This is a genomic window from Paenibacillus sp. 1SOY10 (assembly GCF_056836745.1).
In genome coordinates, this window is sequence record NZ_JBXENK010000005.1 from 271,587 (window position 1) to 294,825 (window position 23,239).

18 protein-coding genes are annotated in these 23,239 nt (G+C 48.6%); 13 read left to right on the plus strand and 5 right to left on the minus strand.

The features are described from left to right. Window positions 1-144: 144 nt before the first annotated feature. The gene (locus AC1VOR_RS15135; protein ID WP_482618851.1) at window positions 145-567 is read right to left on the minus strand and encodes a hypothetical protein; all 423 of its coding nucleotides are present in this window, start codon (window positions 565-567) and stop codon (window positions 145-147) included. 211 nt (window positions 568-778) lie between these two features. Between AC1VOR_RS15135 and AC1VOR_RS15140 the strand changes: the two genes are divergently transcribed. From AC1VOR_RS15140 to AC1VOR_RS15150, 3 genes are all read left to right on the plus strand, one after another. After that, window positions 779-3,928: a copper amine oxidase N-terminal domain-containing protein gene (locus tag AC1VOR_RS15140; RefSeq protein WP_482618853.1), complete on the plus strand. Its 3,150-nt coding sequence runs from the start codon at window positions 779-781 to the stop codon at window positions 3,926-3,928. Window positions 3,929-4,100: 172 nt separating this feature from the next. After that, on the plus strand, window positions 4,101-4,583 hold the full coding sequence (locus tag AC1VOR_RS15145; protein ID WP_482618911.1) for an RDD family protein: 483 nt from the start codon (window positions 4,101-4,103) through the stop codon (window positions 4,581-4,583). A gap of 175 nt (window positions 4,584-4,758) precedes the next feature. After that, window positions 4,759-6,240: a glutamate synthase subunit beta gene (locus AC1VOR_RS15150; protein WP_482618855.1), complete on the plus strand. Its 1,482-nt coding sequence runs from the start codon at window positions 4,759-4,761 to the stop codon at window positions 6,238-6,240. 72 nt (window positions 6,241-6,312) lie between these two features. On the opposite strand, the gene AC1VOR_RS15155 is transcribed toward AC1VOR_RS15150, so the two are convergent. Continuing rightward, window positions 6,313-7,287, minus strand: coding sequence for a LuxR C-terminal-related transcriptional regulator (locus AC1VOR_RS15155; RefSeq protein WP_482618857.1), 975 nt, complete (start codon window positions 7,285-7,287; stop codon window positions 6,313-6,315). A 294-nt stretch (window positions 7,288-7,581) separates the two neighbouring features. On the opposite strand from AC1VOR_RS15155, the gene AC1VOR_RS15160 reads away from it, so the two are divergent. After that, window positions 7,582-8,742: an HD-GYP domain-containing protein gene (locus AC1VOR_RS15160; protein ID WP_482618859.1), complete on the plus strand. Its 1,161-nt coding sequence runs from the start codon at window positions 7,582-7,584 to the stop codon at window positions 8,740-8,742. A 3-nt stretch (window positions 8,743-8,745) separates the two neighbouring features. Here the strand turns inward: AC1VOR_RS15160 and AC1VOR_RS15165 are convergent, their stop codons facing one another. After that, window positions 8,746-9,258 (minus strand): TetR/AcrR family transcriptional regulator, encoded by a 513-nt coding sequence (locus AC1VOR_RS15165; RefSeq protein WP_482618860.1) that lies wholly within the window; start codon window positions 9,256-9,258, stop codon window positions 8,746-8,748. A gap of 95 nt (window positions 9,259-9,353) precedes the next feature. On the opposite strand from AC1VOR_RS15165, the gene AC1VOR_RS15170 reads away from it, so the two are divergent. Beyond that, window positions 9,354-10,361: an alpha/beta hydrolase fold domain-containing protein gene (locus AC1VOR_RS15170; RefSeq protein WP_482618862.1), complete on the plus strand. Its 1,008-nt coding sequence runs from the start codon at window positions 9,354-9,356 to the stop codon at window positions 10,359-10,361. A gap of 93 nt (window positions 10,362-10,454) precedes the next feature. On the opposite strand, the gene AC1VOR_RS15175 is transcribed toward AC1VOR_RS15170, so the two are convergent. Beyond that, on the minus strand, window positions 10,455-10,613 hold the full coding sequence (locus AC1VOR_RS15175; RefSeq protein WP_482618863.1) for a hypothetical protein: 159 nt from the start codon (window positions 10,611-10,613) through the stop codon (window positions 10,455-10,457). A 219-nt stretch (window positions 10,614-10,832) separates the two neighbouring features. On the opposite strand from AC1VOR_RS15175, the gene AC1VOR_RS15180 reads away from it, so the two are divergent. Continuing rightward, complete coding sequence (locus AC1VOR_RS15180) at window positions 10,833-11,639, plus strand: formate/nitrite transporter family protein (protein WP_482618865.1); 807 nt, start codon at window positions 10,833-10,835, stop codon at window positions 11,637-11,639. A 49-nt stretch (window positions 11,640-11,688) separates the two neighbouring features. Here the strand turns inward: AC1VOR_RS15180 and AC1VOR_RS15185 are convergent, their stop codons facing one another. After that, window positions 11,689-12,876 (minus strand): ROK family protein, encoded by a 1,188-nt coding sequence (locus AC1VOR_RS15185; protein WP_482618867.1) that lies wholly within the window; start codon window positions 12,874-12,876, stop codon window positions 11,689-11,691. Window positions 12,877-13,112: 236 nt separating this feature from the next. Here AC1VOR_RS15185 and xylA point away from each other — a divergent pair, with 236 nt between their 5' ends. The 7 genes from xylA to AC1VOR_RS15220 all read left to right on the plus strand — a co-directional run bounded on the left by xylA (window position 13,113) and on the right by AC1VOR_RS15220 (window position 23,077). Further along, window positions 13,113-14,429 carry a xylose isomerase gene (gene xylA, locus AC1VOR_RS15190; protein WP_482618869.1) on the plus strand — a complete coding sequence of 439 codons (1,317 nt, stop codon included), beginning with the start codon at window positions 13,113-13,115 and terminating at the stop codon, window positions 14,427-14,429. A gap of 33 nt (window positions 14,430-14,462) precedes the next feature. Further along, window positions 14,463-15,959 (plus strand): xylulokinase, encoded by a 1,497-nt coding sequence (gene xylB, locus AC1VOR_RS15195; RefSeq protein WP_482618871.1) that lies wholly within the window; start codon window positions 14,463-14,465, stop codon window positions 15,957-15,959. A gap of 197 nt (window positions 15,960-16,156) precedes the next feature. Further along, complete coding sequence (locus AC1VOR_RS15200; RefSeq protein ID WP_482618873.1) at window positions 16,157-17,977, plus strand: sensor histidine kinase; 1,821 nt, start codon at window positions 16,157-16,159, stop codon at window positions 17,975-17,977. Beyond that, on the plus strand, window positions 17,970-19,484 hold the full coding sequence (locus AC1VOR_RS15205; RefSeq protein WP_482618874.1) for a response regulator: 1,515 nt from the start codon (window positions 17,970-17,972) through the stop codon (window positions 19,482-19,484). The genes AC1VOR_RS15200 and AC1VOR_RS15205 overlap by 8 nt, the downstream gene beginning before the upstream one ends. A gap of 145 nt (window positions 19,485-19,629) precedes the next feature. Further along, on the plus strand, window positions 19,630-21,123 hold the full coding sequence (locus tag AC1VOR_RS15210) for an ABC transporter substrate-binding protein (protein WP_482618876.1): 1,494 nt from the start codon (window positions 19,630-19,632) through the stop codon (window positions 21,121-21,123). Window positions 21,124-21,206: 83 nt separating this feature from the next. Next, window positions 21,207-22,136 (plus strand): ABC transporter permease, encoded by a 930-nt coding sequence (locus AC1VOR_RS15215; protein ID WP_482618878.1) that lies wholly within the window; start codon window positions 21,207-21,209, stop codon window positions 22,134-22,136. A 23-nt stretch (window positions 22,137-22,159) separates the two neighbouring features. Further along, window positions 22,160-23,077, plus strand: a complete 918-nt coding sequence (locus tag AC1VOR_RS15220; protein WP_059049252.1) for a carbohydrate ABC transporter permease — start codon at window positions 22,160-22,162, stop codon at window positions 23,075-23,077. Window positions 23,078-23,239: the final 162 nt, after the last annotated feature.

Here is a 23,239-nt window from a genome sequence, read left to right on the forward strand (position 1 = left end):
AGGAAACTAAAACACCTTCAGTAAAGTCAACCTATATCGTAAGATATGGGAACTTAATTGAAGGTGTTTTTCAGTATTGTTTCCAATCCACCTAACACGTGGAGTTTTAATTCAAACTACTGGAGTTGGAAGCTTTTTTAGGTTTTAGCTATTGATTGTATATTTCCCATACACACTGTTTGCCAGAAGCTCTGGCAACTCGCTAACCTGTAGCTCGTACGCTTCCTGAGTGAGTGTCCCTTCGTTGACGCGCTGGAGTAGCTGTTCTTGCAGTTGCTTGACTTGCAGATCAACTACCTGCTGCGGAAGCTGTCCATTCGCTTCGGCTAGCTCTGCCAGCGACTGTCCCTCCAGTAACGCGTCATATACTTCTTGTTCGGAGGAGATGCCCAGCAGGCGATCCAGCTCGCTTTCTTCTTGTCCTGAGCTGTGCGCCAGACTGGATTCCTTGGAGGAATTGGCGATGTAGGCCAGACTGGTCAAATAGCCGGAGAATTGGGGATTTATAATGATAACGAGGGCCATCGTGCCGATGATAACGACTTTTTTAAGGGTAAACTGCTTCATTAGGTTAAGTCCTCTCTTGGGTTAATGCTAGATTGAATTCAGATCACTCTACTAATACGCATGGGCTCTCATCAAAGTTTCAAACCGGTGGTTTCGGGTAAAATTTACTGGCGGAACCAAATGACAGCAACTTTTAGGTGGGATCATACGTCAAATTGGGCAAGAGATATTTCTTATTCGCTCTATTCACGAGCCTAAGGAGGATGAATTTGTGAAGAAATTATGGGCTTCACTACTAGCCGCATTACTAATTGTACCTATGTTGTATCAGCCACAGGCCTCGGCTGCTACACCGATCAGCGTTTATATTGACGGCAATCGTTTGGCAACTGATCAGGCGCCGGTGATCGTCAACGGGCGGGTTATGCTGCCGATGCGGGCCATCTTTGAAGCATTGGATGCAACGGTTAACTATAACCAGACGCTGAAGACGGTAACGGCGTATAAGACAGGCACAACTGTCGTACTCAAGTTGAACTCGCGTTCCGCGACGATTAACAATGAGGCTGTGCTGTTGGACGTGCCGGCCCAAAGCATCAAGGGCAGAACGTTGGTCCCTGTACGCTTCGTCAGTGAAGCGCTCGGTCAGCAGGTAGATTGGAATAGTCAGTCCAAGAGAGTAACTATTAATACCGGTTCGGGTGGAGGCGGAGGCGGAGATACGCTCGATCCTAATCCGGTAGCCTATGTATATGGCCGAGACGTGGCTAACCATGGAGATGGCCGCGATTTGGAAGTAAGCTTCTCCAAGTCTTCCAACGAATCCCGTGTGGATCATTACCGGATTATGATCGTGAAGGCAGCTAATGCTTCCGGCTTTAATCTGGCAGCCGCCCAGAAGGTGGCTTCAGGCAACTATACCAGCTTAGTACCTTCGGGCTCAGACCCGTCTCTGGTTCTCTCTTCTAACGCCAAGGATGTGGATGGGTCGGCTATCCGTGAGAACCAGGCTTATGTAGCCTTTGTTCTGGCCGTTGGCAAGGGGAATAGCGGCAGAACGCTGTCGACGCCTTCCCCGTCTGTGACGCTGCAGAACAGTTCGGCAGTTGCGGCTGCAAGCAATGTCCGTGTTACTGATGTGAGCGACTTCGGAGATGGCCGTGATTTGAGTGTGAGCTTCACACGAGCCAGCAGCGAAAGCAGCATCGCAAATTATCGTGTATTCGTGGTCAAGACGAAGGATGCCTCAAACTTTAATCTGACCGCAGCCAATAAGGTGCCTACCTCTTATTCAACGGTAGTGTACAAATCGGGTAGCAGCACAACCCTTACAGGTCAATTGACATCTTCGTCCCGGGATACTTCGGGCGAATTGATCAAATCAGGCGTATCCTATACTGTGTTCGTATTGTCGGTGAGTAACGCCGGGACGGCTTCCAGCAAGCTGTCTACGGGTTCATCTGCCATTACGCTTAGCACTGGCTCGATGATCTCCCCAGTGATTACGCAAGTTGAGGATTGGAACGACTATGGGGATGGGCGCGACTTGCGCATCAGCTTCAACCGGATTTCCGATGAGTCGAGAATTAGCTCTTATCGCATTTTCGTAGTTAAATCCAGCGATTATGCCAGCTTTAGCTTGGCCAAAGCTAATACGGTGTCCAGCAGAAACTATATTCAAGTGAACAAAACAGGGTATAACATCTCTCAATATGCCTTGCCTTCAGGTGCAAGGGATGTTGATGGTACCGCTATTCGCAACGGCGTAGGATACCGGGTGTTCGTCATGGCAGTAGGTACGGGCTCCTATGAGGGAAGCAATACCTTGTCCTCGGCTTCAAGTGCGATCACGCTGACGAATGGCAATAGCGTAAGCACCGTATCGAATCTGAATGTCAGTGATGTGAGTGATTTGAACGATGGCCGTGATCTGCGTGTATCATTCAATCCGGCTGCGGACGAATATAATATCAGCTCTTATCGAATTCTGGTCGTGAAGGCGTCCGATGCCGGGAACTTCACCTTATCCAGAGCCAACAATGTATCTCGTTCTAACTATACCGAGGTTAGTAAGACGGGTTATACTCAATCCCTGGTTCTTGGATCAGGAGCCAGAGACGTGGATGGATCGGCTATCCGTAATGGGGTAAGCTACCGGGTATTTGTTCTATCCGTAGCGAATAACAACTATAACTTGAATAATGCATTATCTTCTTATTCTTCAGCGATTACGTTGTCGGGCAATACGATTACTCCAGCGTCTAATGTTACGGCGACAGATATCGGTAATCAGGGAGATGGTCGCGACTTGCGCGTATCATTTACCCGTTCCGGTGATGAGTCGAAGCTTAGTCATTATCGGATTCTGGTCGTCAAGGCGAACAACGCAGGAAGCTTTGACTTGAGCCGGGCCAATAATGTGGGCAATGCCAATTACACTTATGTAAGCAAAGGTGGTTCAGGATCGACGCTGACGGTGGATCTTGCCGCAGGAGCTAGGGATGTGGATGGAGCAACGATTCGTAACGGGGTTAGTTACCGGGTATACGTATTATCCGTAGCGGCAACCGGTCAAGGAAGTAATGCTCTCTCATGGTACTCTCAGGAAATTACCTTGTCTGATAGCGGGCAAGCGCAAGCCGTGTCTGGACTGTATGCCCAGCTTGAAGGCAACAGCGGGACCTACCGGGATATCATTGTTAGCTTCAACAAGCTGGCTAATGAGAGCAATGTAGCGGAATATCGCATCCTGGCTGTTCCACAAGCGAGTGTTGGAAGCTTCCGGTTAGCAGATGCCAACGATGTACGGTCAGCAGACCGTTACACTTCCGTCACACCGTTTGGTTCAAATGTTCGGATTCCGCTGCAAACCTCGAAGGATGTTTGGGGAAATGAACTGACTACGGACACGACTTACCAATTCTTTGTGCTCACCGTAGCGCAAAGCGGGGGTACCCATGCTTTGTCACAAGCCTCCAATGGTATTAAACTGGTCGTGAACTCGAACAATGTGGCGGTCGCTCCTGTGACTCAGGTGAGTCCGACAGCAGAAGCAGATCGGATTTCCGTAGCGTTTAACCCACCTACGGATAACCGTTACATCAACTCCTATGTGGTGTTTGCTGCACCGGATGGACAGTCGTTAAATCTGGATGCTGCCATTCAGTTGGCGAGCCGAGGGGCTAGTGTATCTGCAAGCAATCAGGGACCGATTACAGCGATTGTTACGCAAGACGTGAATGGCAATGCATTAAATCCAGCTAATGGAGCATACAACATTTACGTATTGTCGGTTCCTGATATGGTAAATGCCAAGCTGTACGCCTTGTCCTCGGGAACGAGAAGCAATGTGTTTGTACCAGCGCAAGGAGCCGGAGAACTCACCCAACCGTCCGATATTACAGAGCCTGCAAATTCTTAATTAAGGTTGGTTGGCACAACTAGCAGCATCTTAGATATAGTGCAGAAAGAAGAGCGGTTGCCGGTGAAGGCGCCGCTCTTTTTCCCGGTTCTCCCTTGTTCAACGGCAAGCAGGAACATCTAAAACAAGCGCGCATTTCGGCGGTGGAAGGGAAGGATTTAATTTGTCTCAAGTGATGTCGCAACCAAGCTTTTATCAAAGTCCGGCCTGGCCGCCTTCGACCCCAAGACCCGAGGAAGGAGAGCAAGGGCACAACAGGATGTTTTATCCCAATCCAGACCCCGTCTATGTTGGCTTCTGGAGGAGAGCCCTGGCTTATCTGATTGATTTTCTTATTTTGTGGGCGATTGGAGGGTTATTACCTATCTCTGATTGGGGTGAGAGAGTGCTGGATATGATCTATTTTGTGGCCTTGCCCTGCACGGCCTGGCAAGCAACGATTGGTAAGCTTGTGATCGGGGCCAAAATTGTGGATGGAGAAGGGCAACGACTATCCATTTTACGTTCCCTGGGACGTTATTTTGCTCAATTTATATCGGGAATTCTTCTTTGTATTGGATACATCATGATTGCCTTCTCGGCAGAGAAGCGTGGCTTGCATGATCACATGTGCAATACATATGTATTGAATAAGGACTCGGAGCTGTACTCCTGAATTGTAATTTTTTTCACGCGTAGTGATCTTCTTCATTCTGAACTGCCAAGTGCAAGTGATAACATGAGATTACTTGATGGCGGCAGCACGTTAAAGCGTCAAGTGTATCGGCTATGAGTAGCTGATATGCTTGCCAGTGTATGAATAGGCGTGGTGTCGGAATAGGAGGATGCGAGTGGGAAAGGCGACTGGTTTTTTGGAGTATTGTCGAGAGGTAGCCGGAGAGATTGAACCGTTGGAGCGCACGAAATCCTGGCAGGAGTTCTCTGTCCCTTTGGATGAGGATAAGCTAAGAACGCAAGGGGCTTGTTGTATGGATTGCGGCACCCCCTTTTGTCACGTTGGGCGGTTGTTATCCGGGATGGCCTCCGGTTGTCCGCTACACAATCTCATTCCCGAATGGAACGATCTTGTCTATCGTGGAAGCTGGCGGGAGGCGTTGAAGCGGCTCCACAAGACGAACAATTTCCCCGAATTCACCGGACGGGTCTGCCCGGCTCCCTGTGAAGGAGCATGTACGGTTGGGAAGAGTGGATCGCCTGTCACAATTAAGAATATCGAGAAGGCCATCATTGATCGCGGTTTTGCGGAGGGCTGGATTGAGCCTCGAATTAGGGCCGCATCTACCGGGAAGAGAGTGGCTATCGTCGGCTCCGGTCCTGCAGGTCTGGCCTGTGCAGACCAGTTGAATAAGGCCGGGCATAAGGTCACCGTATATGAACGGGCTGATCGCATTGGTGGACTACTCATGTACGGTATTCCTAACATGAAGCTGGACAAATCGGTAGTACAGCGCCGTGTAGATTTGTTGGCCGCCGAGGGTATCCAGTTCGTGACGGGAGTAGAGATTGGCAAGGATATCGAAGCCAGTCAGCTTCGCGCAGAATCTGATGCCGTCATTCTGTGCGGCGGGGCTACGCAGCCTCGGGACTTAAGCGTGGAAGGCCGGAACCTCTCCGGAGTTCACCAGGCGATGGAATATTTGTCGAGAAATACGAAGAGTCTGCTGGATTCAAATTTAAATGATGGGCAATTCCTATCTGCGAAGGGTAAGCACGTTGTTGTTATCGGCGGTGGCGATACAGGAACAGACTGCGTGGCTACGGCAATCCGCCAAGGCTGTCTAAGCGTCACCCAGTTAGAGATCATGCCGAAGCTCCCGGCAACGAGGCAGCCTGGCAATCCTTGGCCGGAATGGCCGAAGGTGCTGAAGACCGATTATGGTCAAGCAGAAGCGGCTCAGATATTTGGTGAAGACCCAAGAGCATTTCAGACTTCAACGAAGCGCCTGGTGGGGGATGCGCAAGGCCGATTAATCGGTGTGGAGACCCTGCGTGTTGAATGGAAAGAGAATGAGGGGCGGCTACTGCCAGTCGAGGTTCCGGACAGTACGCGAATCATTCCGGCTGATTTGGTATTACTGGCCTTGGGCTTTACCGGTCCGGAGCAAACCTTGCCAAATCAATTGGGACTGGCAGTCGATAATCGCACCAACATCAAGGCTGAATTAGGCAATTTCCATACTAATGTGGAAGGGATTTTCGCTGCGGGGGATATGCGGCGTGGACAAAGCTTGATCGTATGGGCCATTCATGAAGGTCGTCAAGCGGCCCGCGAGGTCGATCAATATTTAATGGGCAGCACGCAGCTTCCTTAAGAGCTACACAGCAACATCAACCGTCCGTTTTGCGGACGGTTTTTTATTTGCCATTTTAGTCAAGTAAAGCAGTCAATCCATGAATAATTTGAGAAGCTGCGTCCGGTTACTGGCCCCTACTTTTTGCAGAATGGAGCGCATATGTTTCTTAATCGTGACCTCGCTCAAGAACAAACGTGAGGCAATATCGCGGTTGGTGAGACCCTCTGCGGCAAGGGTGGCCACTTCTTTCTCCCGGTGGGTCAAGTCCATGCGCGCATAGATGACCTCCTTCGGCGTGGGCCTGGCTGTCTCTCCGAATGGGGGCATATCAGGAAGCGCAGCTAGCGCATCCTCCCAGACGTCCGTAGCTGCTGCCTCTTCGCGGCTTTCTTCTTGATACAGGGAGAATAGTCTAAGAGGGTGTCCCTCAGTCTGCCGCCAAATCTGGGCGATCTGCTCCGGATCAGAGATGCCCATGGCCTGCAAATAAGCCGCTACGCTCCTGCGATCCAGGTTGCCTAGCGGCATCCGGTAGATCGAATGCTTCCAGTAATCAGCGTTGGTCCATGAACTGGGCAGGGGATTGCGGCTGGCTAGTACATGCAGACATTTCCGGCTTATTTGTGCGAAGAAAAATTCCTGCAGCCAATCATCAAGTGGCTCTAAACGTTCATACCCATCGATAAACAAAATAGAAGGTCCAAACTCGGCCCATCTATTAATGCCCTCCAGGGCAGACCTCACGACAAAATTGGGATTAGAGGAAGGGGGGAGTGTAGCGGATAACCCAAGCTGATGCAGTATTTGTCGACTTAGATCAAATGCTGTCGGATTACATTGCGTAGCATCCAACACTATCGTTGCGATTCCTTGACGTGTGGCTCGCCTTTGAAATTCGTGAATCAGAGATGTTTTTCCTGAGCCTAAAGGCCCGGTAATATAGATCATACGCTCCATATAGGCCTGACGACTCAGGAACATTGTGAAAATATCAAGTTCCCAGTCTCTTCCTACTATGCGTGAAATCTGGGCGGAGCCTGTTGACTCATATGGTTGTGCACACATGCCTCTTCACCCTCAAACTTCCTTTGGATTAACATAATATATTTAGATTATCGTTGTGGACGGATAGCGAATAGTGACTTTTTGTATATATTTGTCGAATTTTGTGGAGGCAAAGTATACTTTCGGATAGTGTCTGAAACCTTTCAATCATGATAAATTTTAAATTGTAGAGAACTATTTTTCTGTGGTCTGGACTACATTTTTCAATTTGTTGAGTCCATCTTGGTATAGGCCAAAGGTCACATTTATTCATGTTACTACGTAATTAATTGCATAATTTGATGGGGTGATGCCATGAAAGAGGTTCATGTGCGAATGCTCGAACCAGGAGATGTTTTGGCCGAGCCTATCTTGAATCAACAAGGAATGACCATGCTTGGGGCGGGAACTGCACTCACGGAGAATCATATTACTCGTCTCAAAAAATTAAGAATTCAGACGGCAATCATTACTACGGTAGATTCACCAGGGGTACAGTTGCCAGGGGAAGCCGGCTCTAAGGATGCGGCAAATTCTAACAGCTTACGCCTATTGTTCCTCAACCCTAATGATAAGCAAGAGATGCGGAAGCGGATTCGTAATTCTCTGGTTGGCCTGGCTGATTCGGAGCTTGGCTTCGGACGGCCTTCAACCCCTGAATTGGAACAGCAGTTTCACCGGGTATTTCGCAGCGTGCTGCATGAGATTACAAATCGACAGGAAGTCATTGACGGCCTAATCTTGCTGCACCAAAGCGATCCCTATTTGCTCGATCATTCTTTTCATGTAACGGCTTACTCGGCGATTCTCGGTATTGCCAACCAATACTCCAGCACGCAAATGACGGATTTATGTATAGGAGCTTTGCTATATGATATCGGAATGACGGAGTTGCCAACGCATACGTTAAGTCGAACGGGGAGCTTGACCGCCCCAGACCGGGAAGCGATGCTTCGACATCCGGAGATTGGTTACCGGATGATTCGGGAAATGAAGGGGGTCTCCCCTCGTTCTGCGTTATGTGCCCTTCAGCATCATGAACGTTATAACGGCACGGGCTATCCTTCGAGACTCCAGCACGGCGAAATAGACGAATTTGCCGAGATCGTGGCCATAGCGGATACATACCATGCCTTGATCTCACGCAGAAACTATCGTCTGGCGTATACCCCTGGCGAAGCCATTGAATATTTGCTGGCTGTGGGTGACCGCTATTTCAGCCTGGATATGATTCAGACTTATTTGCGACATATTAGTATTTATCCGCTTGAGAGCAAGGTCAAGCTGAGCAGCGGTCAACTGGGGATTGTCTCCTCGCTGGACCCGAGCGTGGTCCATCGTCCCGTGGTCCGAATCATTCAGGAGGCGGATGGTTCTGCAGTAGAGAAGCCCTATGAAATCAACTTGATGCGTACCACCAACCTGGTGATTTCCGGTATCGTCGAAGGAAGCGGACGAGACGACCCATATATGTAATTTTCATGGGTAATGGATAGTTTGAAGGCAAGTCTCGACGAGCTCTTCCAGGGAATCCTGACAATCTTGCCTCACCCAATGGAAGCATACATTTGATATGAAGCCAATGAAGCCGATTAATTTGAATGGCTGCTGCCCAGAGGTGGCTGTCTGTTTCAAATAGAAATGATTTGTCCGGTGAATCATCCCGATATATTGATCATTCATAATCAAGATTCTTATAAACTTGCGATATTCCTTAATGACCGTGAATAGCTTCGTTAGAAAGATTTGCTTATTGGCCCTAGTGAAGCTCTGGGGCGTATGATCTGCAATAGTTTGCAAGAAGGCATCAAATAATTGAATCAGTATATCCTCCTTGGAGTCGAAATGACGGTAGTAAGTCATTCTCGATACGCCTGATTTACGGATAATATCTTGTATGGAGATCTCATGCCACGTCTTCTTCTCCAACAACAACAGAAAGGCCTCCTGAATGGAGGCCTTTGAAAGTTGCTTTAGCTCCTCATTGCCCACCTGTGACACATCCTTTCCTTTTGTCCCATCACGCTGTATTCGTATGTTGTTCTGATATCCGGGGTGTTATAATTGTAACACCTCAAGAGGATGCAGTGAAAGAAAGGATCGTGAAGTTCATGCGCAAATGGATGATTCCTGTCATGCTGGTGGTGCTAATTGCCGGTTGGCTGGGTGGAAGAGCGTTGTACTTTAATCAGGTGGAGCACCGTTCGTATAGAAGTAAATTATTTTCTGATTTGATTGTGCTGAGTGGCAGCAAGAAGACCTTTGCTTCGGAAGAGCTGATGGTGAAGAGTTTGGAAGGGATCATTGACTCGAAGGAATATGAACTGCCAGATAAGAAATACAAGAGCAACGTCACGAGCGAGCGCTTGGACGATTATCCGGTGTATACGTTTAACGATCAGCAGGACTCCGGACAAACTGTCGTTATTTATGTTCATGGTGGGGCATGGGTTCAGCAACCCCTTTCTTTTCATTGGAAATTCATTGATAAGCTAGCTCAGGCCACAAAAGCAAAGGTTATCGTACCCATTTATCCGAAGGCGCCGGAGCATACGTTCGAGGAGACTTATGAGCTCTTGCAGAAGCTCTATCAATCTGTACTTGATTCCGTAGATGCTCCATCACAGATGGTGCTGATGGGCGACTCAGCAGGCGGCAATATTATCTTGGGGTTCGGTCAACAATTGGCAGAGGCGGGCATCCCGCAACCTAAAGATATCATCGCCTTCTCCCCTACGATGGACCTCTCCTTCCAGAATCCATTAATCGACGACTATGTGGAGCGTGATCCCATGCTGGCTGTGCCGGGGGCGCTTTATACCGCCAAGAAATGGGCCGGAGATGAAGAGCTCACAAGTCCGCGCATTTCTCCGCTGTTTGGGAATTTTGACAAGGTGGCGAAGGTAACGGTATTTGTCGGTACCTATGAGGGGGGCTATCCCGATAGCGTGTTGTGGGATGAGAAGCTGAACAAGCAGGGGATAGACCATAACTTCTTTGTTTACTCTAAAATGGCCCATGTGTTCCCGTTGTATCCGATCCCGGAGGCGAAGGAGGCTTTTGATCAAATTCTGTCGGTCATGAGCGAAGAATAGCGGGCGTTGATACATTTATTAGCCAACAAAGCGTGAGCTTCCGGATCAGGTCCCGGGGCTCACGCTTTTTAAGCTTGCATAGGCATATATATGCTACTGGCTGACATTGCTTAATTCGGCTTGCTTCGCTTCCAGCTTGCGTATGATTTCCTTTTGCCATTGCAAATCACCCAAGCGGGTCGCGAGGTTCAACAGGTCCAGGTAATCATCGGTACTTAGCCGGGGCAGCTTCCGGGCGGTTAACAATCTCATCGCGTTCGTCTCCTCCGTGCCGATGCTTAGAACAGCATCATATAATAATGATAATCATTATCATTATAGTCTTACTTTTATTATGCATATCTCTGGTCCCCTTGTAAATAGATGCAACACCGTTTAATCTAAAATTTGAACATTTATTTCATCTAGGATGTCTAGTCGTGACGCAGGATATGCTAACAGGAATGCAGAACAGCAAGTTAAGGAGGCATTATGGAGACAGAATCGTTGCTAAAGGTCGAGGAATTGGCACTCAAGAAATATAAAATTTTCAAGCAAAGCCATCTCCGATACATTGCCAGAGCGATGCTGGCCAGTATGTTCATCGGGTTCGGAGTTATTGTTGCGTTCAAGACCGGGAACTACTTCTATCTGGAGAATTCCCCGTTAACGTACCCTATGGCTGCACTAACGTTTGGCGCTGCTATTATTTTGATTGCTTACGGTGGGGGAGATCTTTTCACGGGAAATACATTCTATTATACATACGCCGCCTTGCGGAAGCGATTGAAGTGGGAGGACGTCAGTAAGCTATGGGTGTTCAGCTATATTGGCAACTTGTTGGGGGCCGGGGCGTTTGCTCTTCTGATCTATTTGACTGGCCTGTTCACTGATGCGTCCGTGAACAGCTTCCTGCTCAATGTGGTGGAGCATAAGATGACGACTCCGGCCTCGGAATTATTTTTCCGGGCGATTCTATGTAATTGGCTGGTGTGTCTGGCCTTCTTCATTCCGATGTCCCTGAAGGGGGATGGGGCTAAGATGTTCGCGATGATGCTGTTCGTCTTCTGCTTCTTCATCTCCGGCTATGAACATAGCATTGCCAACATGTGTACGTTTGCTATTGCGCTGGTGTTGAACCATCCGGGGACGATATCGTTTGGTGGTGTGGTGCATAACCTGGTTCCGGTGACCTTCGGTAATCTGGTGGGCGGGGTGCTGCTGATGGGCTTCATGTATTATTTCGTCAACAAACCTTATCTGGATGCACAGGATCAAGCAGAGAAATTGAAGAAGTGATGGTATATAACAACCCCCTCGGACTTTTTGGTCCAGAGGGGGTTGTCTGTTAAGAGCTAACGATAGAAGCAGGCAGAACGTCGGGATCGCTGAGGAACATCGTAATTGGCATGGAAGCTGCACCAAGGGCTGTGGAACGGATTCCCAGTTTGGCGAAGGCTACGGTCGTTTTCTTACGATGATAAGATAAGCTCCGGTTCTCAATGGTGCGAAGCATCTCGTCCTGCAACAGCTCACCTGCCAGTGACAGGCGATTGCCAATCACGATCAACTCGGGATTCAGGATATTAACCAGGTTGGCCAGTCCCACGCCCAATTGATTGCCGGTTTCGTTCATTAGTCGAATGGCTTCAGGGTTCCCCTTGCGGGCTAGAGCGATGATATCCTCCAGTCCGGGAAGCGAATCGCTCCACAGCTTGGCGGCCCGGTCCAGCATGGCCTTCTCTGAGGCTAATGTCTCCCAGCAGCCACGGTTACCGCAACGGCAGAGCGGTCCATTCTCGGCCACGGTCATATGCCCGACTTCTCCTGAGAAGTTCGATGTCCCACGGTATAAGGCCCCGTCTACAATAATCCCGGAGCCAATCCCGATCCCTATACTCAGGTAGATCAGATTCTGGGCCTCGCGGCCGGCGCCATACAGCTTCTCTCCAATGGCCCCGGCATTGGCCTCATTATCAATGTGAATGTTGGCTCCGAATTCGGGGGCCAAAGCTTCGAATAAGTCGATTTGATTCCAACCCAAGTTCGGTGCAGAGATGACTTGGCTCTTCTCATCCACCAGTCCAGGCACCCCAATTCCGATGCCCACGATCCCGTAAGGTGAGTCTGGAAGCGATTTGCTGAGCAAACGAATGGATTGGCGTATGTGGTTCAGCACCGTATCAGGGGAGAAGTCGCTAAGTTTCGTCGTTTTCTCCTTCAGGACGTTGCCCTCGAGATCTACAAGCACAGCCAGTAAGTCATTGACGCGGATGTCGATGCCTACAGCGTATCCGGCACTTCGCTCGAACAGGAGCAGCGTAGGTTTGCGCCCACCACTGGAGGCTCCGGGTCCGATTTCTGTTACCAGTCGACTCTCGATCAGTTCGGATACAAGGGAGGATACGGTTGCCTTGTTCAGGCCGATCGCAGCGGAAATATCGGCCCGTGATAACGGCTGTCGTTGCCGAATGGTATCGAGGACGATCGTTTTATTCATTTTTTTGATGAGCTGCTGATCACCGGTTTTCTTCATAAAATCTCCCTCATCGATCCATGTCTGAAAGGCATGGGATTTTTTGTTCTATTCATCATAACACAGGTCATCCAATGCTTGATGAATAACTTAGTTAGTTTACTAGACAAACTAAGTATAACGTGTTACGATCAAAATGCAAACGGCATGCGGCCCTCATACGGCGGGCATGCTACTTGTTAGTGACAGAATGTAAAGGCTTACTTTAATTTAAAATCAGGCTGGGAGGATTTAATGTGAGTTATTTTAAAAACATCAGCAAAATTCAGTATGAAGGTGCAGGTTCCAACAATCCGCTGGCATTTAAACATTATAACGAGAATGAAGTTGTACTCGGTAAATCGATGAAAGAACATCTGCGTTTTGCCGTGGCTTACTGGCATACGCTGACGATGAACGGTAGTGATCCATTTGGTCAAGGCAACATGATTCGTCCTTGGGAAACGGTATCCGGCCTTGATTTGGCTAAAGCTCGCGTTGAAGTTAACTTCGAGTTCCTTGAGAAGCTTGGCGCTCCTTATTTCTGCTTCCATGATGTTGATATCGCTCCAGAAGGCGCAACATTGAAGGAATCCAACGAGAATCTGGATGTAATTGTAGCCAAAATCAAAGAAGGCATGAAAGCCAGCGGCGTAAAGTTGCTGTGGAATACGGCTAACATGTTCTCCAATCCGCGTTACGTACATGGTGCAGCAACAACTTCCAATGCCGATGTTTTTGCTTATGCAGCGGCACAGGTGAAGAAAGGTCTGGAGACTGCGGTTGAACTGGGTGCGGAAAACTACGTATTCTGGGGCGGACGTGAAGGTTATGAATCCTTGCTGAACACGGATATGGGTCTTGAACTGGATAACCTGGCAAGATTCTTCCAAATGGCTATCGACTATGCCAAGGAAATTGGCTTCACAGGTCAATTCCTGATTGAACCAAAACCAAAAGAGCCAACTACACATCAATATGACTTTGATGCAGCGACTACCATCGCCTTCTTGCAAAGATATGGTCTGCAAGACAACTTCAAGTTGAACCTTGAAGCCAACCATGCCACTTTGGCTGGTCATACCTTCGAGCATGAATTGCGCGTAGCTCGTACCAACAATATGCTGGGTTCTGTGGATGCTAACCAAGGCGATCCATTGCTGGGCTGGGATACGGATGAATTCCCTACAGACATGTATGCTGTCACACTGGCTATGTATGAAATCTTGCAAAACGGTGGCATCGGCTCCGGCGGTGTGAACTTTGATGCCAAAGTAAGACGTGGTTCTTTTGAGCCGGAAGACTTGTTCTATGCTCATATTGCAGGGATGGATTCCTTCGCCAGAGGCCTTAAAGTGGCTGGCAAGCTGACGGAAGACAAATTCTTCGAACAACTGCTTGAAGAGCGTTATGCCAGCTTCAAGACGGGCATCGGTGCTGACATCGTATCCGGCAAAGCCAACTTCAAGACGCTGGAAGCTTATGCTCTGCAAAACAGCAAAATCGTCAACAAATCCAATCACCTTGAATTGGTGAAAGCTCGCCTGAACGAATATATCTTCAACACCAAATAAGAGTTGAACCAAGCGTAAAGGGAGAGTATCGCGATGAAGTATGTAATTGGCATCGATCTGGGAACGAGTTCGGTCAAAACGCTGCTAGTCAATCAAAACGGGGATATTGCCGGAGAAGCGACCGCTGCTTACCCGCTTATCCATGAACGTCCTGGATATAGTGAGCAAGATCCGGAGGAATGGGTTAAGGGTACCCTGGCTTGCTTACAGCAATTGTTGAAGGACAGCGGCGTAGCTGCCGAGGATATTGCTGGCGTATCCTTCTCCGGGCAGATGCATGGCCTGGTGCTGTTGGATGAGCAGAACAAGGTGCTGCGTAATGCTATCCTTTGGAACGATACACGGACGACCAAGCAATGTCGTGATATTGAAGCCAAGCTGGGCGGCAAGCTGCTGGACATTACCCGCAATGCGGCTTTGGAAGGCTTTACGTTGCCGAAGATTCTGTGGGTGCAGGAGCACGAGCCGGAACTGTTCGGTAAGGCAGCACGGTTTGTCTTGCCGAAGGACTATTTACGTTACCGTATGACGGGCCAAGTGCAGATGGAAATTTCTGATGCCGCAGGCACTTTGCTGTTGAACGTACCGGAGGGCCGTTGGAGTGAAGAAATCGCCACCGCCTTTCGGTTACCTGCTAACTTCTGTCCACCGCTGGTCGGCAGTACAGAAGATACGGGTACCTTGTTGCCGGAATTTGCCACCTTATCGGGCTTGTCTGCGGGGACCAAGGTGTTTGGCGGCGGAGCCGATAATGCCTGCGGCGCCGTGGGCGCAGGGATTGTTCGCCAAGGCGACGCGTTATGCAGCGTAGGGACATCAGGCGTTGTATTAACGTATGAAGAGGATAAAAACAAAGATTTCGGCGGTAAAGTTCACTTCTTCAACCATGCACATCCGGGTGCCTTCTATGCCATGGGCGTGACGCTTGCGGCAGGTTACTCCCTGAGCTGGTTCAAGGAATCACTCGCTCCCGAGCTGAGCTTCAATGAACTGCTTGAGCCGGTTGGAGATATTGCCCCGGGAGCGGAGGGGTTGTTGTTCACCCCTTACCTGGTAGGGGAACGTACTCCCCATGCCGACAGCGTGATTCGCGGCAGCTTTATTGGCTTGTCCGGAACGCATCGCCGTGAGCATCTGGCTCGCGCGGTAATGGAGGGCATCACATTCTCGCTGCAAGAATCCTTTGACCTGTTCGCTCAGGCGGGGATAGCCGTTGAACGCGTTATTTCCATCGGCGGCGGCGCGAAGAATCCGACATGGCTGCAAATGCAGGCTGATATTTTCGGCAAGCCAGTTGTAGCGTTGAAGAATGAGCAAGGCCCGGCCATGGGCGCGGCGATGATGGCGGCTGTAGGCAGCGGCTGGTTCAGTAGCTTGGAAGAGTGTGCAGATGCCTTTATTGGCTACGCGGCTACCTATGAACCAATCCCGGCCAATGTTGAGAAATATGCTCGTCTGTTCAAGCTGTACCAGCAAGTATATGCAGCAACTCGTTCATTAAATGAAGGCTTGCAGGAATTCAGAGAGTAGCTTGCAGCTTTTCGTATCTCACACACATTCGTTTTGAAAGTGCCTGTTCCCCTGCGGAACAGGCACTTTTTGGGTCCGTAACTATACTTGCGGCAGGGGTGTCAACACTTGCTGCCTATTGCCCGAATTAGCTTGCTGGATAGTCCACTGTAGCGTATGGGGCATGCTATAATTGGGACAGGTATAGGGGGGAAGTTATGTTCATCCGGAACATTTATCGCAACTACTTTAAGAATAATCTGTTCATGCGGATTATTTTATTCTTTTCAATTATTACGATTGTAACGATTATCACCTTCTCTTACTTGATGTTCAAATTCATGTCGGAACTGGCTGTGGAGAGACAGATGGGCATTCAGAAGCGGGCAATTGAGAGTGTCGGCAACTACATCGGCAACAAGTACGGGGCCGTACAGGATATGGTGCGAGGACTTTACAGAGATGAGGAATTGGCCAACAACATCACCTATTTCCTCCAGTACCCTTATCAGGACTATGTAAAATATCGGCTGGATCGCTTCTATAGTTCCACCACGGACCCGGTGGCCTATTTCCGTAATCAAGTTGAGGATGATGCAGATATTCGCAGCTTGATGTTATACAGCGCAGAGCAACAGCAACTCTTCGTATACAATGACAACTTTCAATTTAAAGTCATTTCCACAAATGCGGCCCGTTCCTTCATTCCCGACGTCATGTATCAGCAGGAAAATGCCGATGTTGCCGATGCGAACATCTGGGTCCGGCAGGCTGTTGGACTAAGTGACCAGCCGATGTATTCGATTCGTATCCCGGTTAATGACAAGCTCTGGCTGCGAAATATAGGGCAGTTGATGGTATTTTTCAACACCGATGGGGTATGGAAGAGTCTCGCACCCTATCAGGAGGACTTAAAAGGCACGATCCTGGTTCTGGCCAAAGATGGTGAAGTGTTGTTCGATTCGTCAGGGGAATATTACGGTCAGAAATATCCTTACGCAGACCAGATCGATAATACGCTCTTCAGTGACGGACTATTAAATGAGACGACGACGATTACCAAGCTGACGCAAAATCAGGCCGGCTTCACGGTGGTGAGTGTTGTGCCACAGCAGGAGTTGGCCAAGACCTATCGAGGCTTGCGAAATACGATAGTGACCGTCAGCATCATTTGTATTTTCTTCGCTACACTTATTCCCTCGCTGTTTATCAGTAATTTTGCCAAGCGGACATATGGGATTATCCGCTTCACACGCAAGGTGCGCAGCGGGGACCTCAAGGCGAGAATTGCCGATTCGCGTGAGGATGAGTTAGGCCAAATCTCCAAGAGCTTCAACGACATGCTGGATGAGCTGAATATATATATCGACCGCGTGCTCAAGGCAGAGATCAAGCAGCGAAGAACCGAGCAGGCTGCGCTGGAAGCTAGGGTCAACCCGCATTTCCTCTATAATACGTTGGAGGTTATCCGAATGAGAGCCATATCCCAGGGAGCTGCCGACGTAGGAGAGATGATCTATAGCTTGTCGATGTTATTCAAGAGCTACGTGCAGCAGAAGGCGAGGTATACGCTCAAGGATGAATTGGAAGCTTGCCGTCTGTATCTGGAGCTGTTCCGCATTCGCTATAAGGACAAGTTTGCGTATGAAATCTCCTGCGAGAAGGAGATAGAGAACAGTCTGGTGCTGAAGATGTCTTTGCAGCCGATTATCGAGAATTATATCCTACACGGCATGCGGCCGGAGCGTACCGATAATCGGATTGAAATCAGGGTAGAACGGCTTCGTGAGGGCGTGCTGCGTGCGGTCGTGAAGGACAATGGAAAAGGTATTGAATCGGAAAGACTGGGGCAAATTAATGCTGCCTTGCAGAATCCGGAAATCGTTTCGGATTCATTCGGGATGCGTAGCATCCATGACCGGTTGAAGTTGCTCTATGGATCTGATTACGGCTTGGAGGTCCAAAGCGAGATCGGGCAAGGAACAACCGTGGCAGTCAGCTTTCCGGAACTTTGGGAGGAGGAGACAAGCCATGTATAAGGTGTTCTTGGTAGATGATGAGCCGTTTATTTTAGAGGGGCTCTACGACATTATCGATTGGGCCAAGCTGGGAATGGAGATCGTGGGTCAGGCAGAGAATGGGCTTGCTGCTCTGGAGGCATTGAAGGATATTCCTGTGGATTTGTTGATCACAGATATTTCGATGCCACGGCTGAACGGGCTGGACCTGATTCGTCAGGCTAGAGAAATCCATCCTGACCTGAAGGTGATCGTTCTGAGCGGATATGATGACTTCGCTTATTTGAAGGAAGGCATGTCGCTAGGGATCGAGAATTACCTGCTTAAGCCCATTAATCTGGAGGAATTCAGCGCAACCCTGCAGACCGTCATCGAGAAGCTGGACGAGTCCAAAACGTTGGTTGATGAGCACAGCATTCGTATACTGCGGGACAATATCATGACCCGCTGGATGCGGCGGCAGATTGGATCAACCGAGTTCCATGAACGTGCCGAACTGCTGGGAATCACTCTGGATCAGTCCAAGGTGCTAGTTATGTTGATTCGGCTGGAACATTCTCACAAAGAGGCTTATGAGACAATGTCGCAACTATTTGCCGGGGCCCCCCGTATTGTTGTCTTTCAAGATATGGATGGAGATTTGGTTGTCTTGTTTAACATTGACGACACTGCGGAAGGAATAGGGTACACAGAGGAAGGTTTGCTGCTTATTAAACAGAAGCTGGCAGACTATCGACCTGTACGTATTGCCGTAGGGAGTCTTGAAGAGGCAGAGGGTCAGGCATCTGTTAGTTATACTCATGCGAAGAAGGCCTTGGAATATTTCCTGATCTTCAAGGATCGCGACCTGATTCGATTTGAGGATCTTGGAGTAACGGATGAAGCCCTTGGACCCAGTCTGACGATGGATTGGGACAAATATCCTAAGCTGCTTTTAGCCAGAAACAAAGAGGCGATGGATGTAGCTATTGATGAAGATTTTCACCAATTAGCAACCATGAAGGGAGTCACTCCGGAGCATTTGCAACTTGTAGTGATGGAATGGTTCATTCGCTTCAAGATGCAATTGAAGGAGATTCGCCATACCGAAGAACCAGATGCCTTCAATGAAAGCTTGGCCCGAATTCGCACGGCTGACTCGCTTGAAGAGTTAATTGCATTGATGCAGGAGATTGCCGGGCAAACGATTACGGCATTGACGCGCGACTTGAAGAGTCCCGTGATCCAGCAGGTGCTCAATACGATCCATACGTCCTACAACGAGGATTTGTCCTTGAAGACGCTTGGGGCGTTGTATCATATCCACCCCGTTTATCTGGGTCAGCTCTTCCATAAAGAGGTCGGCGAGCTGTTCACAGAATACATCAACCACTACCGGATTGAGAAGGCGAAGGAACAATTGAGGACCACGCACTTGAAGGTTCATGAAATTGCCCGGAATGTAGGGTACTGGGAGCCGGGTTATTTCTACAAGCAATTCCGCAAGTATGTAGGCGTATCCCCAACAGAATTTAAGGGACTTGTCTAACAGTGTCAAATCAATGTCAAGTGTTCGCCGACCTTTCTTTACTTTAGACATGATTTATTAGTTTTCACTTCTATTTGAAAATGCTTTCATCGCTTACAGTATAAATAGTTCTTAAGGTACACATTAAAGGGAGGTTAAATTTACAATGAGCAAAAAGAGAAAAAGCTTTTCTTTGTTGCTGGTTTCCCTGATGGCACTCGCGTTAGTTGTTAGCGCTTGCGGCGGTAACGGAAACAGTGCAACAAACAACTCTTCGGCAGGCGGCAACGGCAAAGGCGAAGCACCTGTCAACCTGATCTGGTACACGATTGGTACTCCGCAAAAAGACGTAGACCGCGTTATGGAAGAGGTCAGCAAATACACCCAAGAAAAAATCAATGCCACAATCACGATGAAGATGGTTGACTGGGGCGATTATCAACAAAAGATGCAAGTTAACGTAGCTTCCGGTGAGCCCATGGATATCCTCTTTACTTCTGCTGGTGGTTTCGACTACGTGCAGAACGCAAGAAAAGGCGCATTCATGGAACTGGACGACCTGCTTGAGCAATACGGCAAAGAGTTGAAAGCCACGATCGACCCTGCTTTCCTGGAAGGCTCCAAAGTCGACGGCCACAACTATGGTATTCCGGCTAACAAAGAATTGCCACAACAAGAAGTATGGCGTTTCAACAAAGGTCTGGTTGACAAGTACAACCTGGACATCACGAATATTCGCAGCTTGGACAGCATCGAGCCTTTGCTGAAAACGATCAAAGAAAATGAACCAACCCTGACCACGTTCGCGATGGACAAGAACTACGTGCCGTATGTTCCTTACGACTACGTCATCACGAATTTGCCACTGGCAGTCAAGTTGGATACAACCGATTATAAGATCGTTAACATCTTGGAAACACCTGAAATGAAAGAAGCTTTGAGCACGATGCGTAAATACTATCAAGCTGGTTATATAGCTCCTGAAGCAGCTACTACAGGTTCTACAAGCGACTTGATGACTTCCGGTCAATGGTTCATGGACCGTGCACAAACTCAACCTTCGGCAGACAACCTCTGGTCCGCAAGCTATGGTTACCCGGTTGTCTCCACACCAGCAAGTGATGCCATCATCACAAACACTTCTGTACAAGGTTCAATTATGGCAATCTCCGCAAACTCGGAGTATCCAGAGAAAGCTATGGAATTCCTGAACTTGCTGAACACGGATCCTGTACTGCGTAACATGGTTGACTCCGGTATCGAAGGCGTTCACTACAAGAAACTGGACGACACACATTACGAGAACCTGGCTGAATCGAAGAACTATGATATGCCTTCGTACTCCTTGGGTAACAACATGCTGCTTTACTTGAACCCAAGTGATGCAGATGACAAGTGGGAACAATTCAAGCAATTTAACGCTGAAGGCGTAAACTCCCCAATCCTTAGCTTCAACTTTGACAGCACAAAGGTAGCTACACAAATGGCTGCGGTTCAAAACGTGAAGGAACAATTCTGGTCCTCGCTGATGACCGGTACGGTAGATCCTGAGTCTTACCTGCCAAAAGCCATCGAAAAGTTCAAAGAAGCTGGTCTTGACGCAGTTATTGCCGAAGCCCAAGCACAGCTCGATGCCTGGAGAGCTGACAACAACAAGTAATAATTAAAGAAGTTCGTAAGATCGGGCGGGTGATATGTATCGCCCGATCTTTTTACGTTATTTACTGATAGGAGGGGAATAAGGTGACCGCATTCTTTAAGAACCTGATCAAAAACAAAGTCATGCTATTCATGGTACTGCCCGGCGCGCTTTGGTTTTTCTTTTTCTCGTATATGCCGCTCGTGGGTACAATTGTTGCCTTTAAGCAGTATCGCTTTACCAGAGAGGGCTTCTGGGCCAGTATCGTGAAGAGTGAATGGGTGGGCTGGGATAACTTCAAGTTCCTGTTCAGCACCAACGATGCTTACCTCATTACACGAAACACTTTGTTCTACAACCTGGCATTTATCATCATCGGTCTGGTCCTTTCCGTGGCCATGGCCATATTGTTGTCTGAATTGGTTGGTAAGAAGTTGGCGAAGGTGTACCAAACCGGTATGTTCCTGCCTTATTTCTTATCATGGGTTATTGTTGGATACTTTGCATTCAGCTTCCTGAGCATGGACCGCGGGATGCTTAATCAGGTTTTGGGCTGGTTTGGCGTCGATGCGATACAGTGGTATTCCGAGCCGAAATATTGGCCATACATTCTGATATTTGTCAGCTTGTGGAAGTCAATTGGTTATAACAGCGTCGTGTACCTCGCTTCCATTATGGGGATTGATAAATCCTTATATGAAGCAGCCATGATTGATGGGGCCAGCAAATGGCAGCAAATTAAGGGCATCACGATTCCGATGCTATCCCCGATTATTATCATTATGACGTTGCTCGCTGTAGGTAGAATTTTCTACGCAGACTTTGGGTTGTTCTATCAAGTGCCACGCGATTCAGGTACGCTCTATGCGGTTACCAACGTTATTGACACTTACGTATACCGTGGTTTGAAGACAACCGGGGAAATCGGTATGAGTACGGCAGCCGGTCTTTATCAATCGGTAGTAGGTTTTGCCCTCGTCATGATTTCCAACTTTGTTGTGCGCAAAATCGATAAAGACAGTGCCCTATTCTAAAACAGTGAAAGGAGTGTCAAGCTATGGCGGAGGTAATTAAGAAACAGCGGGACTTTCATCAGGTATCCCGCGGGTGGAATTTCATCTTGCATTTAATTGCGGGCATATTTTCCTTTATGTGTGTATTCCCGTTCTTGTTCGTTGTCATCATCTCATTAACCGATGAGAAGACGCTGGCTACGGACGGCTATCGGTTAATTCCGGCCAAGTGGAGCCTGGAAGCGTACCGTTTCGTATTTGAGACAGGGGATACGCTGCTTCGTTCTTACGGCGTTACTATTTTGGTAACGGTAGTTGGTACGATTCTTAGTTTGATTATGATTTCGTTGTACTCCTACGCAATCTCGCGGAAGAGCTTCCCTTATCGGCGCTTCTTCTCCATCTTTGCAATTGTAACGATGCTGTTCAACGGTGGTATGATCCCGACGTACATGGTCGTTTCCCAATTGCTCGGACTGAAGGACACGTTATGGGCCTTGATTCTGCCGCTCGCTATGAATGCTTTCTACATCATGATTCTACGCACATTCTACAGCACCAGTGTGCCTGAACCGATCATTGAATCGGCGCGCATCGACGGAGCTGGCGATTTCTACATTTTCTTACGCATCGTATTGCCGTTGTCCCTGCCGGGTCTGGCTACGATTGGACTATTCAGCACTTTAGGTTACTGGAACGACTGGTTTAACGCCTTGCTGTATATTGATAAACCAAGCTTGGTACCGTTGCAGTCGATGCTGATGCGGATCGAATCGAGTATTGCGTTCATTCAGCAGAACTCGCAAAACAGCTCGCTTAGCTTAACTGCACTGCAATCCATTCCTCAGGATACGTCCCGGATGGCGATGGTTGTGCTTGCGACGCTGCCGATTATTTTTGCTTACCCGTTCTTCCAACGCTATTTCGTACAAGGACTTACGGTAGGTGCTGTCAAAGAATAATTTATAGGATGTTCAAAAAGTCGTCTTTCCAGAACGAAGCAAATCGAGGAGTAGATTCGACAGCGAATCTTGAATTCAGCCGGGCCTTCCGTTGCTCACGTAGATCTGTCTACGCTCCGCTACTCAGTCCCTGGCTTCATCCAACCTTCTTGGTCCTGCTAA